Source organism: Kribbella jejuensis (genome assembly GCF_006715085.1).
GTDB lineage: Bacteria > Actinomycetota > Actinomycetes > Propionibacteriales > Kribbellaceae > Kribbella > Kribbella jejuensis.
Genome location: NZ_VFMM01000003.1, coordinates 1,032,908 through 1,048,092, shown reverse-complemented (window position 1 = coordinate 1,048,092; position 15,185 = coordinate 1,032,908). Strand labels below are relative to the sequence as shown.

14 protein-coding genes are annotated in these 15,185 nt (G+C 69.5%); 6 read left to right on the top strand and 8 right to left on the bottom strand.

Annotation, left to right across the window (positions count from 1 at the left end; all coding sequences use genetic code 11):
- Together FB475_RS32750 and FB475_RS32745 are read right to left on the bottom strand one after the other, a co-directional pair.
- Positions 1-1,845, bottom strand: coding sequence for a glycoside hydrolase family 15 protein (locus FB475_RS32750; protein ID WP_141861537.1), 1,845 nt, complete (start codon positions 1,843-1,845; stop codon positions 1-3).
- The gene (locus FB475_RS32745) at positions 1,772-2,563 is read right to left on the bottom strand and encodes an SURF1 family cytochrome oxidase biogenesis protein (protein WP_238332577.1); all 792 of its coding nucleotides are present in this window, start codon (positions 2,561-2,563) and stop codon (positions 1,772-1,774) included. Before FB475_RS32745 ends, FB475_RS32750 begins: the two co-directional genes overlap by 74 nt.
- Before the next feature lie 68 nt (positions 2,564-2,631).
- Here FB475_RS32745 and moaA point away from each other — a divergent pair, with 68 nt between their 5' ends.
- A complete protein-coding gene (moaA, locus tag FB475_RS32740) occupies positions 2,632-3,651 on the top strand; it encodes a GTP 3',8-cyclase MoaA (RefSeq protein ID WP_141861535.1) in 1,020 nt (339 codons plus the stop codon).
- 100 nt (positions 3,652-3,751) lie between these two features.
- On the opposite strand, the gene FB475_RS32735 is transcribed toward moaA, so the two are convergent.
- Both FB475_RS32735 and FB475_RS32730 read right to left on the bottom strand, forming a co-directional pair.
- A complete protein-coding gene (locus FB475_RS32735; protein ID WP_141861533.1) occupies positions 3,752-3,952 on the bottom strand; it encodes a hypothetical protein in 201 nt (66 codons plus the stop codon).
- Positions 3,953-4,130: 178 nt separating this feature from the next.
- Positions 4,131-4,514 carry a DUF3099 domain-containing protein gene (locus tag FB475_RS32730; RefSeq protein ID WP_141861531.1) on the bottom strand — a complete coding sequence of 128 codons (384 nt, stop codon included), beginning with the start codon at positions 4,512-4,514 and terminating at the stop codon, positions 4,131-4,133.
- A 73-nt stretch (positions 4,515-4,587) separates the two neighbouring features.
- On the opposite strand from FB475_RS32730, the gene FB475_RS32725 reads away from it, so the two are divergent.
- From FB475_RS32725 to FB475_RS32705, 5 genes are read left to right on the top strand one after another with little or no spacing between them, the layout of a single operon-like run.
- Positions 4,588-4,800: a dodecin gene (locus tag FB475_RS32725; protein WP_141861529.1), complete on the top strand. Its 213-nt coding sequence runs from the start codon at positions 4,588-4,590 to the stop codon at positions 4,798-4,800.
- 60 nt (positions 4,801-4,860) lie between these two features.
- Entirely contained in the window at positions 4,861-5,565 is a 705-nt protein-coding gene (gene fabG, locus FB475_RS32720) for a 3-oxoacyl-[acyl-carrier-protein] reductase (RefSeq protein ID WP_141861527.1), read from the top strand.
- Positions 5,565-6,335 (top strand): enoyl-ACP reductase FabI, encoded by a 771-nt coding sequence (fabI, locus tag FB475_RS32715; RefSeq protein ID WP_185759530.1) that lies wholly within the window; start codon positions 5,565-5,567, stop codon positions 6,333-6,335. The genes fabG and fabI overlap by 1 nt, the downstream gene beginning before the upstream one ends.
- 3 nt (positions 6,336-6,338) lie before the next feature.
- Entirely contained in the window at positions 6,339-8,024 is a 1,686-nt protein-coding gene (locus tag FB475_RS32710; protein WP_141861525.1) for a Mur ligase family protein, read from the top strand.
- A 40-nt stretch (positions 8,025-8,064) separates the two neighbouring features.
- Positions 8,065-8,925 carry a hypothetical protein gene (locus FB475_RS32705; protein WP_141861523.1) on the top strand — a complete coding sequence of 287 codons (861 nt, stop codon included), beginning with the start codon at positions 8,065-8,067 and terminating at the stop codon, positions 8,923-8,925.
- 51 nt (positions 8,926-8,976) lie between these two features.
- Here the strand turns inward: FB475_RS32705 and cphA are convergent, their stop codons facing one another.
- The 4 genes from cphA to FB475_RS32685 form a co-directional block, all read right to left on the bottom strand.
- Positions 8,977-11,775, bottom strand: a complete 2,799-nt coding sequence (gene cphA, locus FB475_RS32700; protein ID WP_141861521.1) for a cyanophycin synthetase — start codon at positions 11,773-11,775, stop codon at positions 8,977-8,979.
- A gap of 9 nt (positions 11,776-11,784) precedes the next feature.
- On the bottom strand, positions 11,785-12,843 hold the full coding sequence (locus tag FB475_RS32695) for a cyanophycinase (protein WP_141861519.1): 1,059 nt from the start codon (positions 12,841-12,843) through the stop codon (positions 11,785-11,787).
- 26 nt (positions 12,844-12,869) lie between these two features.
- The gene (locus tag FB475_RS32690) at positions 12,870-14,228 is read right to left on the bottom strand and encodes a glycoside hydrolase family 16 protein (protein WP_141861517.1); all 1,359 of its coding nucleotides are present in this window, start codon (positions 14,226-14,228) and stop codon (positions 12,870-12,872) included.
- A gap of 66 nt (positions 14,229-14,294) precedes the next feature.
- Positions 14,295-15,173: a GNAT family N-acetyltransferase gene (locus FB475_RS32685; protein WP_238332576.1), complete on the bottom strand. Its 879-nt coding sequence runs from the start codon at positions 15,171-15,173 to the stop codon at positions 14,295-14,297.
- Positions 15,174-15,185: the final 12 nt, after the last annotated feature.

The following is a 15,185-nucleotide window of genomic DNA, read 5'->3' as shown; positions in this document are numbered from 1 at the left end:
CTAGTACGCCGACTTACGCACCGGGGATTCCGCCGTCGTCAGGTGCCAAGCCGTGTTCACCAGACCGAGATGGGAGAACGCCTGCGGGAAGTTGCCGAGCATCCGCCCGGAGCTCACGTCGTACTCCTCGGCGAGCAGGCCGACGTCGTTGCGTAGGGCAACGAGCTTCTCGTACAGGTCGCGGGCCTCGCCGACCCGGCCGACCATCGCGAGCGCGTCGGCAAGCCAGAACGAGCAGATCAGGAAGGTCCCCTCGTCGTCGCTGAGCCCGTCGTCGGTGTGCTCGGTCAGGTACCGCTTGACGAAGCCGTCCGCGGTCAGCTCCCGTTGGACGGCGTCGACCGTGCCGACGACCCGCGGATCGTCCGGCGGCAGGAACCCGACCTGCGGGATCAGCAGCACGGCGGCGTCGAGCGCCTTGCTGCCGTACGCCTGGGTGAAGGTGTTGCGGTCCGGGTCGTACGCCTGATCGCACACCGCCTGGTGAATCTCGTCCGCGCGCGCCCGCCACTCCTTGGCCGGCCCGCTCAGCCCGAACCGCTCGACCGCCCGCGCGGCCCGGTCGAACGCGCCCCACGCCATCACCTTGGAGTACGTGAAGTGCTGCCGCCCGCCGCGAACCTCCCAGATCCCTTCGTCCGGCTGGTTCCACACCTCGTCCAGGTGCCGCATCAGCCCGCGCTGCACCTGCCACGCCTCGTCGGTGGCGCCGATCTGGTGCTCCCGGGACAGCGCGAGCACGTCCATCACCTCGCCGAACACGTCGATCTGCAGCTGTTCCGCGGCCGCGTTCCCGATCCGTACCGGTGCCGAGCCGGCGAACCCGGGCAGCCAGCCGGCCTCGAACTCGGTCAGCCGGCGTTCGCCGGTCACGCCGTACATGATCTGCACGTCCTGCGGCGAGCCGGCGATCGCGCGGAGCAGCCAGTTCCGCCAGGCCTCGGCCTCGTCGGTGTACCCGGCGCGGAGCATCGCGGACAGCGTCATCGTTGCGTCGCGCAACCAGCAGTACCGGTAGTCCCAGTTCCGCGCGCCGCCGATCGATTCGGGCAGCGAGGTGGTCGGCGCGGCGACGATGCCACCGGACGGCGCGTACGTCAGCGCCTTCAACGTGAGGATCGACCGGGTCACCTCCTCGCTGAGGTCGGTCGCGCTCGTACCGCGGCCGATCCAGTCGGTCCAGAAATCCTCGGTCGGCTTGAGCGAACCGATCGCGTCGGTCGCCTTCGGGACCGGGTGGTGCGACGGGTGCCAGGTCAGCACGAACCAGGCCCGGTCGCCCTTGCCGATCCGGAAGTCGCCGTACGTCGTCAGGTCGCGGCCGTACTGGTGGACGTCGGAGCGCAGCGAGACCGCGTCGGGCCCGGCGATCGCATCGATCTGCCCGTCGGAGCGCCGGACCCACGGCACCACGTGACCGTAGTCGAACCGCAGCTTGAGCTCCGATCGCATCTCGACGGAACCGCTGATGCCCTCGACGATGCGGACCACGTCCGGCGCCGCGTCGCGCGGCGGCATGAAGTCGATCACCCGGACGGACCCGCCCGGCGTCGACCACTCGGTCTCCAGCACCAGCGTGTCGCCGCGGTAGTGCCGGCTGCTGATCGCGTCGGCGTCCTGCGGGGCGATCCGCCAGTGGCCGTTGTCGTCGGTGCCGAGCAGCGCCGCGAAGCACGCGGGGGAGTCGAACCGTGGAAAGCACAACCAATCGATCGAGCCCTGCTTGGACACCAGCGCGGCGGTCTGCAGGTCGCCGATCAGCGCGTAGTCCTCAATCCGCCGCGCCGGCGTGGGCCGCGGGTTGCTCGACGTTCTCGGGTTTGTCTCCGGGCTCGTCCTTGCCACCACGGCCTCCCGTTTTCGTGAAGTAGACCAGTCCACCGATCGCCAGCAGCGCGAAGAAGAACCACTGCAACGCGTAGAAGAAGTGTGGACCGTCGTCGATCTCCGGCCCCGGGAACCCGTTGAACGACGGATCGTTCGGAGGATCCTGCTTGGTGATCTGCACATACCCGTCGTACAGGTTCAGGCCGAGGACCTTCGCGAAATCGGGGCCGTTGATCAGCCGCGCCGTCCCGTCGTCCGGCGTGCCGCCGGTGGTGTGACCGCCGCGTTCGCTGCGCTGCAGCCTCCCGGTCACCGTCACCTGCCCGGTCGGTACGGCGGGGACGTGCAGCGGCATCAGCTCGGAGCTCTGGCGGGGGAGGAACCCACGATCCACCAGCAGCGCCTTGCCGTCGGAGAGCATCAGCGGCGTGACGATCTCGAAGCCGGGCCGGTCGTCGACGTTGCGGTACTTCAGCACGATCTGCTTCGAGGCGTCGTACGTCCCCGTGACGACCACGGTCCGCCAGGCGTGCTGGTCTCCGACCACGCCCTGCGGGCCGAGGATCTGGTCGATGGGCGCGGGCTGGGCGGCCAGGTTGGCCCTGGTCACCGCGTTGCGCGCCTTGCGTTCGTCGAGCCGGTGCAGCTGCCAGCGACCGAGCTCGACGCACACGGTTGCCAGCAGCAGGACCCCCAGTGCGGCGGCGATCCAGCGGATGTTCACGATACGGCCCACGTGTCGAACTTAAGCCATCGCCTGAAACGGCCGACGCCCGGCACGGACGGGGCACGTATTGTGGGGGGATGACGGTGATCCAGCACGCGACGCGAACGGGCCTGGCGGACCGGTACGGCCGGGTCGCGACGGACCTCCGCGTCTCGCTCACGGACCGCTGCAACCTCCGCTGTACGTACTGCATGCCGGAGGAGGGGCTGGACTGGCTGGCGAAGCCCGAGCTGCTCACCGACGACGAGGTTGTGCGGCTGGTCTCGATCGCCGTCACGCACCTGGGCGTGCAGGAGATCCGTTTCACCGGCGGCGAACCGCTGCTGCGCCGCGGCCTGGTCGACATCGTCGCTCGTACGACGCAACTCACGCCACGCCCCGAGGTGTCGGTGACCACCAACGGGATCGGCCTTGCCCGGCAGGCGGAAGCGCTGAAGGAAGCCGGTCTGGACCGGGTGAACGTGAGCCTCGACACGGTCGACGCGGAGACGTTCAAGAAATTGACCCGCCGGGACCGGATGAAGGACGTGATCGCCGGACTGGCGGCCGCCAACGACGCGGATCTGACGCCGGTGAAGGTGAATGCGGTCCTCATGCGCGGCGTGAATGACACCGAAGCGCCGCAATTGCTGGAGTTCTGCCTCGAGCACGGCTATGAACTGCGGTTCATCGAGCAGATGCCGCTGGACGCGCAGCACGGCTGGGACCGGTCGACGATGATCACCGCCGAGGAGATCCTCGGCATGCTGACCGAGCGGTTCCACCTGACGCCGGACGACGCGTCGAAGCGCGGCAGCGCGCCGGCCGAGTCGTTCCTGGTCGGCGGCGGGCCGCAGACGGTCGGCATCATCGCCTCGGTCACCCGGCCGTTCTGCGGCGACTGTGACCGGGTCCGGTTGACCGCCGACGGCCAGGTCCGGGACTGCCTGTTCGCGCGCACCGAATCCGACCTGCGGACGGCACTGCGGGCCGGCGCCGACGACGAGGAACTCGCGGACCGTTGGCGGCGCGCGATGATCGGCAAACTGCCGGGCCACGGCATCAACGACCCGAGCTTTCTGCAACCGTCCCGGCCGATGTCCGCGATCGGCGGTTGAGCCAAGCCCGGGCTAAGCCGCAAGCTAAGCCGCGCGACTCCGGCCTAATCCGGAAATACTCTTTTTCGGTATCTCCCGGGCGTGGCTGCTCGACATTCACTTACGTGAATGGTTCGACCTCGCGCAGGAATGACCGGCGGTCCAGGAAGTCGGACAAGCTGTCCTTGTGTTCGTCACAGGCCAGCCAGGTCTTGCGCCGGTCCGGCGTGTGGATCTTCGGGTTGTTCCAGCGCAACGCCCAGGTGGCCTGGTTGCTGCAACCCCTGGCGGAGCAGACGGTCGATACGGCTTCTTCGGTCACATTCCTGCATTCCTGATGTCTCAATAATCAATAGCCTGGGCAAAAATGAAGCGACGTCGGACAGCCACGGGGGGAGCCGTCCGACGCCGCATCAAGTCCCTGAATTTCACTCATGAACTTCAGAGCACGCGGGAGATTCTGACACGGATCAGTCCAAGTTTTCCAGTCCCGGCCAAGATCACTTTTCGGTGTCGGTCCGGCGGTCCTGATTCGGCTGCTGATTCGGGTCCTGGGCCGGCTCGGGGTCGGCCGGTACGACGACCGCCGGGCGCTCGGTGATCGCCGGCCGGGCGGGTGCGATGAACGCGTTCCCGCCGTCCTGGGTGACGGAGCGATGGGCGTTGGCCAGCACCACCGCGAAGTACGGCAGCACGATCGCGCCGACGACGAACATCCATCGCCACGGCGACGGCGTGATCACCGCGAGCACGAAGCACACCACCCGGATCGACATCATCCAGGCGTACCGCACGATCCGGCTGTCCAGGTCCTCGGACCGGCCGGGTTGCGCACTGGTCACCGAGATGACCGCCGTGCTGCTCCGCTGATGGCGTCTCGACATCTATCCTCCTCACCAAGAACAACGGTACGCCGCGCTACCCGCCCCAGCGCAGCCAGGCAGGGAGAGGTATGTCATGACCGATCGCACGTACCGGGTCACCGAGATCGTGGGCACGTCCAAGGAGGGGCTGAACCAGGCGATCACCAATGGGATCGCGCGCGCCGGGGAGACGCTTCGGCACCTGGACTGGTTCGAGGTCACCGACATCCGCGGCCACCTCGCCGACAACCAGATCGACCACTACCAGGTGACGATGAAGGTCGGTTTCCGGCTCGAAGACTCCTGAGTCGGACCCACCGGCGCAGTTGGGATAGCGTTCCTCCGACCGACGACGTGAGGAGGGCTAGTGAGCAGGTCTGTACTGGTGACCGGAGGCAACCGGGGCATCGGGCTGGCGATCGCGACCGCGTTCAAGGAAGCGGGTGACCAGGTCGCCGTGACCTACAACTCCAGCCCGCCGCCGGAGGGTTTCCTCGGCGTGAAGTGCGACATCACCGACCAGGAGCAGGTGGACGCCGCGTTCGACACGATCGCGGCCGAGCACGGCCCGGTCGAGGTGCTGGTGGCGAACGCCGGGATCACCCGCGACACCCTGCTGCTGCGGATGTCCGACGAGGACTGGGACCAGGTCCTGCAGACCAACCTGACCGGTTCGTTCCGGGTCGCCCGCCGGGCCGCGAAGGGCATGCTGCGGCTGCGCAAGGGCCGGATCGTGTTCATCTCCTCGGTGGTCGGCCTGCTCGGCTCGCCCGGCCAGGTGAACTACGCGGCCAGCAAGTCCGGCCTGATCGGGATGGCCCGGTCGATCGCCCGCGAGCTGGGCAGCCGGGGCATCACCGCGAACGTGGTCGCGCCCGGGTTCGTCGAGACCGACATGACCGCCGTACTGCCCGAGGACACCCAGAAGCAGTACCTGAGCCAGATCCCGCTCGGGCGGTTCGGCCTGACCTCGGAGATCGCGAACGCGGTCCGTTGGCTCTCGTCCGAGGAGGCCGGCTACATCACCGGCGCAGTGATCCCGGTCGACGGCGGAATCGGGATGGGCAACTGATGGGCATCCTCGACGGCAAGCGCATCCTGGTCGCGGGGGTCACCCTCGACTCGTCCATCGGCTTCGCCACCGCCAAGGTCGCGCAGGAGCAGGGCGCGACGGTACTGATCTCCAACTTCGGCCGTGCACTCAGCATCACCAAGCGGATCGCCAAGCGGCTCCCGGTCGAGCCGCCGGTACTGGAGCTCGACGTCACGAACGCCGAGCACCTGGCCGCGTTGCCGGACGCGGTCCGCGAACACGTCGACGGGCTGGACGGGGTCGTGCACTCGATCGCGTACGGGAACCCGGAGACGATCCTCGGCGGCAAGTTCCTCGACGGGCCGTGGGACGACGTGGCGCAGGCCGTGCACGTGTCGGCGTACAGCCTGAAGGCGCTCGCGGTGACGTGTGCGCCGCTGATGAGCCGCGGCGGCAGCGTGGTCGGGATGACGTTCGACGCGACCGTCGCCTGGCCGGGTTACGACTGGATGGGCGTGGCGAAGGCGGCGCTCGAATCCACCAACCGGTACCTGGCGCGCGATCTCGGCGCGCAGGGCATCCGCTGCAACCTGGTGTCGGCGGGTCCGCTGAAGACGCTGGCCGCGAAGGCGATCCCGGGCTTCGAGAAGTTCGAGGAGCCGTGGCTCGACCGCGCCCCGCTGGGCTGGGACCCGTCCGACCTGGAGCCGACCGGCCGCACGATCGTCGCGCTGCTGTCCGACTTCTTCCCCTCGACCACCGGCGAGATCATCCACGTCGACGGCGGCTACCACGCGATGGGAGCGTGATAGGTGGCTACTTCCCTGGTGGAGCTGCGCGTTCTGGACGGCGCCAACCTCTACTTCAGCCGTGCCGCGATCAAGCTGACGCTCGACGTGTCGGCGCTCGCGGACGCGCCCGCACCGGCCGCGAAGACGTACGCGCAGGCGATCGGCCTCGGCACCACCCGGCCGGGCCGGATCGGGTCCGGGTTCCGGCAGCGGTTCGCGATCCGCGTGGTCGGTCACGTGGTCCGGCGGATCGCCCGTGAGGCCGGCATCGGCCGGATCGGTGTCCGGGTCCGTCCTGAGTCCGACGTACGGCGGCTCGTGGTCGCGTTCCCGTGGGCGCACGAAGGACGCGCCCGCGCGCTCGGTGCGGCGATCGTCGAAGTACTGGACGCCTTCGGTGCCGAGGACCTGAACGAGCTGATCACATCCGTCGGTGAACGTGTCCGGGACGAACCGCCGGGCAACCCGCCGCCGACGCTGCGGCCGAAGGTACCGGTGGTCGCGGTGACCGGGACGAACGGCAAGACCACGACCTCCCGGATGATCGCGCACATCGGCCGCGCCGCCGACCTGCATGTCGGCTGGAGCAGCACCGACGGCGTGTACTTCGACGGCGAACTGATCAAGTACGGCGACTTCTCCGGACCGAGCGGCGCCGCGCAGGTGCTGTCCCAGCCGGGTATCCAGCTCGCCGTGGTCGAGACCGCGCGCGGTGGGATCCTGCGCCGCGGCGTCGGCATCGCGTACAACGACGTGTCGGTGGTCACCAACGTCACCGCCGATCATCTCGGCCTCGGTGGCATCGACACGATCGACCAGCTCGCCGAGGTGAAGGCCGTGATCACGCAGATCACCCGGCCGCGTGGTTGGTGCGTGGTGAACGGCGACGACCCGCGGACGTTCGCGATGCGGCTCGGCTCACCGGCCAAGTGCTGGGTGTTCTCCCGGGACCCCGACTCGCCGTCGATCCGGACCGTGCTGGACGAGGGCGGCCGTGCGACGACCGTGCTCGACGGCTTCGTGACGGTACTGGACAGCTCACGCGACCCGGAACCGTTGCTCAAGGTGGTCGACGTACCGATGACGCTGTCCGGGCTGTCGCACTACAACGTGGAGAACACGCTGGCCGCGGCGTCGGCCGCGCTCGGCCTCGGGCTGCCGCGGGCGGCGGTGATCGAGGGGCTGAGCAGCTTCGCGCCGAACGAGAACAACCCCGGCCGGATGAACATGTACTCGCTGCGCGACTTCACCGTGGTGATCGACCTCGCCCACAACGAGGCCGGCCTGGAGGCGCTGATCGAGATCATGAACGGCGTCCGGCCCGAGGGCGGCCGGTTGATGCTCGCGCTCGGTTCGCCGGGCGACCGGGCCGACGAGATGGTCGCGGCGCTCGGCGCGATGGGCGCGCGGGCGACGGACAAGGTCGCGATCGGGCACAAGAGCGAGTACCTGCGCGGCCGGCCGCCGGCCGAGCTCGAGGCGGTGTTCCGCGAAGGCGCCGCGTCGGTCGGCGTCGAGGACGTACCGGCGTTCCCGACCGAGCTCGAGGCGGCCCAGGCGCTGGTCGCGCAGGCCCGGGCCGGGGATGTGGTCGCGGTCATGTCTCTGCAGGATCGGGCGAGTCTTGACCGCTGGTTGCGGTCCGAGGGAGCTACTGTCGACACACCGGAGATCTTGAAGAGCAAGGTCGAGAGAGCCCAGCACTGAGCCCCTTCCGCCCGAGGTGGGGGTGGAACGGGGTTGTGTGATGCGCTACCTGTGGTCGATCCCGGCCGCGGTGGTCGCCTGGTTCGTGGGCGGCTTCTCCGCGACGTACCTGAAGGGACTCCCGGACGGTACGACGTTCTTCGTGCCGCCGCGGATCGACCTGCTGGTGCTCGGCGGCTTCACCGGCGGCGTGCTCGCCGGGCTGCTGATCGGGCGGATCCGGATCGCCGTACCGGTGGTGCTGATGGTTGCCGCGGGCATGTGGTGGGCGACCGGCACCTCGTTCGGGGTCCGGGACCTGCTGATCACGTTGCTGGTGGCAAGCGCTGTCGGCGCGTTCTTCGGTGCTGTCGGCAATCGGAGCTCGGTGGTGGCGGCGTTCGCGCTGGCACTGCCGGTCGCCTGGTACGCGATGCGGCCGGCCGAGCAGTTGGGCGACTGGCGCTGGATCTGGCAGCTGAACGGTCTGCTCGTCGGCGCCGGACTCGCCCTGTTGCTGTACATCGCCTGCTGGAAGCGCGGCTGGCGGTCGGTGAGTTCGTGGCTTCCGCTGACCGGGTTCTACCTGGTCTGCTTCGCGGCGGTCGCGTCGATCCGGCTGGTCGGTCAGTCGTCCGGCAAGCCGATGGACGCGGTCGGCGACGCGTCGACCGAGGCGTTCTTCCAGTCGTTCGAACCGATGCTGCGTGAGTACTGGCCGTGGATGGTGGTCGGCGTCCTGCTGGCGATCCCGATGACCGCGCTGAAGCTGCGCGCCCTCCCGCCGCCACCGCCGCCCCCGGACCCGTACGCCGAGCGGTCCAACGACGCCGTACTGTCCGACGACCTCGACTGGATCGACCAGATCGAGCCGCGCCGCCGGCTGCTGCCGCGCCGCTCGGCCGAGGAGCATCTGACCTGACCGGCCGCCCGGCCGGAAGCCGGGCCGGCGGGCGCAGGGTCAGGTGAAGGGTCAGGCGAGCTCTCGGGCGGGGTCTTCGGTGGGCTCCTCGTCGGGTTGGACGAAGTCGGGGTCGCCGCCTTCGTCGCCGGAGCGGGCGCCGGCTTGGGCCAGGTGCGAGACCGACTCGAGTTCGGCGAGCACCGACTGGTGCTGGTCGACGCAGAGCACCACCAGGTCGCCGGGGTTCGACCGGCCGAGCGCGAACCGGACGGCCTCGAGTTCGTCGAGGACGATGTCCACGCGCCGGCACCGCGCCCCGGCCTCCATCGCGGCACGTACCCCGGCCGCGACCAGGTCCGCGGACTCGCCGCGCTTCCGGCCGCGCAACCGCGCGTCCTCACGGACCACGATCACGTCGAAGTGCTGCGCCGCGACCTCACCCAGTTCGCGCAGGTCGTCGTCGCGCCGGTCGCCCGCGGTCGCGATCACGCCGATCCGCGACGGCCGCCCGACCTCCGACGACGCGCTCAGGCTCTCGCCGATCCGGTCCACGAAGTCGCCGAGCATCCGCATCGCCGGCGCGTTGTGGCAGTAGTCGACGATCACGCTGCGCCCGTCGACATCGATCTCGTTCAACCGGCCCGGCGACAGGTAGTACGACGTACTGAACGTCCGCAGGCCCTGCCGGATGTCGTGCAGCGGCGCACCGGCCGCGAACGCCGCCGCGGCCGCCGCCATCGCGTTCTGCACGTTCATCATCGCCCGCCCGCCGAACGTCGCCGGCAGCAGGTGGGTCCAGGCCAGCTGCATCGACCGTCGCCCGTGCTTCACGACGATCATGTCGCCGAGGTCCGACCGCTCCAGCACGACCGCGCGACCCCCGCGCCGGCAGTGCCCCTCGATGTAGTCGCGGACCTCCGACCCCGGCTCGGCCATGCTGAACCAGACGACCTGCCCTGAGCATTTCCGGCGCATCTTCCGCACCAGCGGGTCGTCGGCGTTGAGCACGGCGTACCCGGTCCGCGGCACCGCCTCGACCAGCACCGCCTTCACGTCGGCCAGCTGCTCGAGCGTCTCGATCCCGCGCAGCCCCAGGTGGTCGGGCTGGATGTTCAGCACGACGGCCACGTCGTTCCGCTCGTACCCGAGCCCCTCGCGCAGGATCCCGCCGCGCGCCACCTCGAACACCGCGAAGTCGACGCGCGGGTTCTGCAGCACCATCCGCGCGGACTTCGGCCCGGACGCGTCCTGCCGGATCACCAGCCGCTCGTCGATCACGATGCCGTCGGTGGACGTCATCCCGACCTTGCGGCCCATGCCCTTGAAGATGTGGCTGATCATCCGCGACGTCGTGGTCTTCCCGTTCGTCCCGGTGACCGCGACGATCGGGATCCTGCTGGTCGCGCCGGGCGGGAACAGCATGTCCACCACCGGTTTCGCGATGTACTGCGGCTCGCCGATCGTCGGGTTGGTGTGCATCCGGAACCCGGGCGCGGCGTTCACCTCGCAGATCGCGCCGCCGGTCTCGCGCACCGGCTGGGTGATGTCCGGGCAGATGAAGTCGATGCCGGCGATGTCCAGCCCGATCATCCGGGCCGCCTCCTCGGCGATCTCGACGTTCTCCGGGTGCGCCTCCCAGGTCCGGTCGATCGAGATCCCACCGGTGGACATGTTGCCGGTGAGCGTCAGCTTCACCATCACGTCCTCGGGCGGTACGTCGTCCAGCTCGAAGCCCTGGTCGCGGACCAGCTGCCGGGCCGCGTTGTTGATCGTGATCCGGGTCAGGATCTTCTCGTGGCCGACACCGCGGCGCGGGTCGGCGTTGGTGATGTCAACGAGTTCGGCGACCGTGTGGACGCCGTCACCGACCACGTGCGCGGGCACCCGTTCGGCGATCGCCTCCATCCGGCCGTTGATGATCAGGCACCGGTAGTCCTTGCCGGTGACGAAGTTCTCCACGATCACGGACCCGCGCCGGGACTGCTCGGCGGCGATCGGGAACGCCTCCCGGACCGCGTCGGCGTCGAGCAGGTTCAGGCAGACGCCGCGCCCGTGGTTCCCGTCGAGCGGCTTGCAGACGACCGGGTACCCGATCTTGTTCGCGACGCCGACCGCCTCCTCGACGGTCCGGACCGACTCCGAGCGCGGCACCGGCAGACCGGCCGACGCGAGCAGCCGCGTGGTCAGGTCCTTGTCGCCGGCAACGTCGACCGCGATCGAACCGGTCTCGGACGTCATCGTGGCCCGGATCCGCTTGGCGTGCACGCCCTGGCCGAGCTGCACCAGGCTGGCCTTGTTGAGCCGGATCCACGGGATGTCCCGGGACACCGCCTCGTCCACGATCGCCTGCGTCGACGGGCCGAAAGCGGTCCGCTCGGCCTGCTTGATGAACTTCTCCAGCTCGGTGGTGAAGTCGAACGCCGGGTCCGGTTCGACCAGGTTGTTCACGAACCGGACCGCGAGCTCGCCCGCGGCCAGCCCGACTGCCTCGTCGGCGTACGCGTAAATGATGTTGTAGATGCCCGGCGAGCCCTTGACCTGCCGGGTCTTGCCGCGGCGCATGTCGTGGCCGGCCTCCTGCTGCAGCTGCAGCGACACGTGCTCGGCGATGTGACCGAGCCAAGTGCCCTCGTTCAGCCGCTCGATGAAGCCGCCCTTGCGGCCCCGCGAGCAGTGGTGCTGGTCGAGCCGGGGGAGGTCGGCGAGCAGTCGCTCGGTGAAGCCGGGGATGGTGTTCGACGGGAACTGCTCGAGCGAGCCGAGGTCGACGACCAGGTGGATCGCGGGGTCGTAGCTCCAGACGTTCGGGCCGCGGTAGACGCGGGTCTCGATGATCTTCAGGTCAGGGGAGGGGGTGCCAGTGGTCATCCGGGGGCTTCACGTTTCTGGTTGCATGCGGTCGGGGAGATCGGCTTCGGCGCCGGCCGGCAGTGTCTGTCTGACAACGGGCTCGGTCGCCTCCGGTCTGGACTCCCCGGCGGCAGCGGCCTTGGTGCGTCGTCCCGCCCGCCGCTTGCGTTCCTCGTAGTACCTCGGTGACACTCCTTCGGCCGCGATCTCCTTCGCGAGCCGGCGCAGGTCCGCCTCGGCCGCTGCCATCTCCGCGATCTCGGTCGCCGGCGGCTGCGGACCGTACGACAGCAGCACGCGGTCCTGCAGGTCGAACGTGGCGGTGGCCGGCAGGACGTGCAGGACGACTCCGGAAGCGAGGATCGGCTCGGAGCGCTTCGCGTTGTACGCGTTCGACGTGATCCGGCTGCCGTCGAAGATCGTCACGGCACCACGCCCGACGACCTCGAGGTGGCTGCCGCGGACGACCGCTGCGGTGTCCTCGTCGACGCCGATCCCGAGCAGGCCGGGGGACTGCGCGACCAGCGACAGCAGCCGGCCGTACCGGTTCCGCTGGGCGAAGTGCTGGTCGACGATCGCGCCCTGCACCAGGCCGAGACCGTTGGACAGCTGACTCATCCGCTGCCGCGGGGTCGCACCGGAGCGGCCGAACGCGATCATGTGCTCGGCCAGAATGCTCGCGCCGGCCGACGTACCACCGACGGCCGCGCCGCGGGCGTGTGCGGCGGTCACCGCGCGGCCGAACGCCGTACCGGTGACGACGCCCGCGAGCTTGAGCTGGTTGCCGCCGGTCATGAAGATCCCGGTGGCGTCGTTCAGCGGGGCGACGAAGGCCGGGTCGTCGGCGTCCTCCCGGTTCTCCGGGCGGATGCCGACCACGCTCTCGGCACCGAGGGCGGCGAACAGCGCGCGGTACACGTCGATCACGTCGGGCCCGAGCGCGGACGCCGTGGGCACCACGACGATCCGCGCCTTGGGCCCACCCGCCGCCTCGACGAACTCCTGCAGCACCGTCCGCTTCTTCAGCTTGTCCTCGGCACCACCGATGGCGAACAGGGCACCCGGCCCACCCTGCAGTTCAGACATAAGCCGAATGGTAGGTGGTAGACCCCTCAGTGACCGAACGTGAACCAGTTCAGGTTGACGTAGTCGGCCGGCTGACCGCTCGTGAACGTGAGGTAGACGTCGTGCACCCCGGTCACCGCGGACACGTTCGCGGGGACGGTTCGCCAGGACTGCCAGCCGCCGGTGTTGGCGATCGCGAAACTGCCGATCGGGGCGTTGGACCTGCTGTCCAGCCGTACTTCGACCAGCCCGCTGACCCCGCCGGCCGCACCCGACGCGACCCGCGCCACGAATTGGGTGGCCGGCGTACTCCCGAAGTCGATACCGCGGTACTGCGCCCAGTCGCCGTTGCCGATCTGCATCAGGTTCTGGCCGCCGCCGGTGTCGGTCGTGGTCTCGAGGCCCATCCCCGACTGCTGGTTGTACGCCTCGGCCTGCAAGGTGCCGTACGCCGAGGAGCCGCCGGGCGGAGGAGTCGTCGTACCGCCGCCGCCCTTGGTGGAGACCGCGACGTAGTCGACCACCATCGGCTTGTCCGGGACCGTCGAGGCGCGCGGCGTCGGGCCGTTCAGCGCGTCCGGGAACGCGCCGCCGATCGCCAGGTTGAGCAGCACGAAGTACCCGGCGTGCGACGTCATGTTCGACCAGGTGTCGGCCGGGAACTGGCTCTGGCTGAGCGAGTGGAACTGCTGGCCGTCGACGTACCACCTGAGCTGGTTCGGTGAGACGGAGGTGTCCCACTCGAAGCGGTAGGTGTGGAACGCGGACTGGCAGCTGGCACCGGGACAGGCGCGGTTCGCGCCGAGACCGGTGGTCTCGTTGCACGGGCCGCCGGGGTTCACGCCACAGTGCAGCACGCCCCAGACCGAGTTGATCCCGTTGACGTTCTCCATGATGTCGAACTCGCCGATGCCCGGCCAGTTCCAGTAGTTCCCGCGGTACGGCGAGCCGAGCGCCCAGAACGCCGGCCAGTAGCCGAGCGCGGCGTCGCCGGTGACGTTCGGCATCTGGATCCGGCTCTCGATCGCCAGCACGCCGCCGGCGGGCGGTTTGAAATCGGCCCGCTGCGACTCGATCCGGGCCGACGTCCAGTTGCCGGCCGCGTCCCGGCGCGGCGTGATGTTCAGGTTCCCGCCGCCGTCCAGCGACAGGTTGCTCGGGCTGTTCGTGTAGTTCTGGATCTCGCCGGTGCCCCAGTTCCCGGGGCCGCCCGGGTAGCCGTGGCCGGTGTCGATGATCCAGTTCGAGCTCGACGGCAGGCTGCCGCTCGGCCCGTTGAAGTCGTCGCTCCAGACGGTCGTCCAACCGGCGGGCGGCGGTGGCACGCTGGCCTCCGCGGCGACGCCGATCGACGCGGCGGCGAGGAGTGGGACGACCAGAGCAATGGCGATGGGGCGGAAACGCATGTCGACCTCCAGGGGCGGTGGATTGAGTCCATGGGAGCGCTCTCACTGCCCGGTGTCAACAGTTCGTCACAGTTGCGTGCGGTAGACCGTCGTACTGCGCCGCACCCGCATGCCGAGGCGTTCGTACATCGCGAGGGCGCCGGTGCCGGAGTGCGTCCAGAGCGTCAGCGTCTTCTTGCCGCGGCGGCCGGCTTCGAGCGCGGCGTACGTCAGCAGGGCGCGAGCGACGCCGTGGCCGCGGAAGTCACGGCGTACGGCGAGCTGCTCGACGTAGCCGTTGGGGGAGCCGGGAAGCTCGAGACTGATCGCGGCGCCGACGATCTGGTCATCGGCGACGGCGACCGGCGAGAGCTCGGCGTCGAAGCTGTCGCGCTCGATGCTGGTGCCGGCCCATTCGTCGTACTCGTGCCGCCGCGGCTGCCATTCGTCGAACGCGTCCTGGATCACCTGGTGCACGGTGTGCGCGTCAGCTGTCTCGAAGGGGCGCAGCGTGACCCCGTCGGGCAGCATCGGCTCGTCGCCGTCGACCGGGCGCTCGAGCAACCAGTTGGTCGCGAGTACTTCGTACCCACGGTCGCGAAGGATCTTCGTCCCGGCGAGGTCCGCGTCGTCCACCGTTTGCGCCAGCCAGTCGCTGCCGTGTTCGCGTGCGCGTGCTTCGGCCCAGTCGAGCAGGTCGGTGCCTAGACCGCGGCCGACGTCCGACGGATGGACGTCGAGCTGGGCGCGCCGCCCGCCGTGCACCCACGCCCAGGCGACCACCTGGCCTGCCGCCTCGACCACCCGGGTGTCGAGGTCGAGATTGATCAACGGCCGCTGCAGATCGGCAGCCACCGCATCGGGTACCGCCTGGACCAGGCCGTGCCAGAGTTGCTCGTTGGCGGCGATGATCGCGTGAATCGCCGGGGCGTCGTCAAGGGCGGCGGGGCGGGTGCGGAACTCCATCCCCCGATCCTG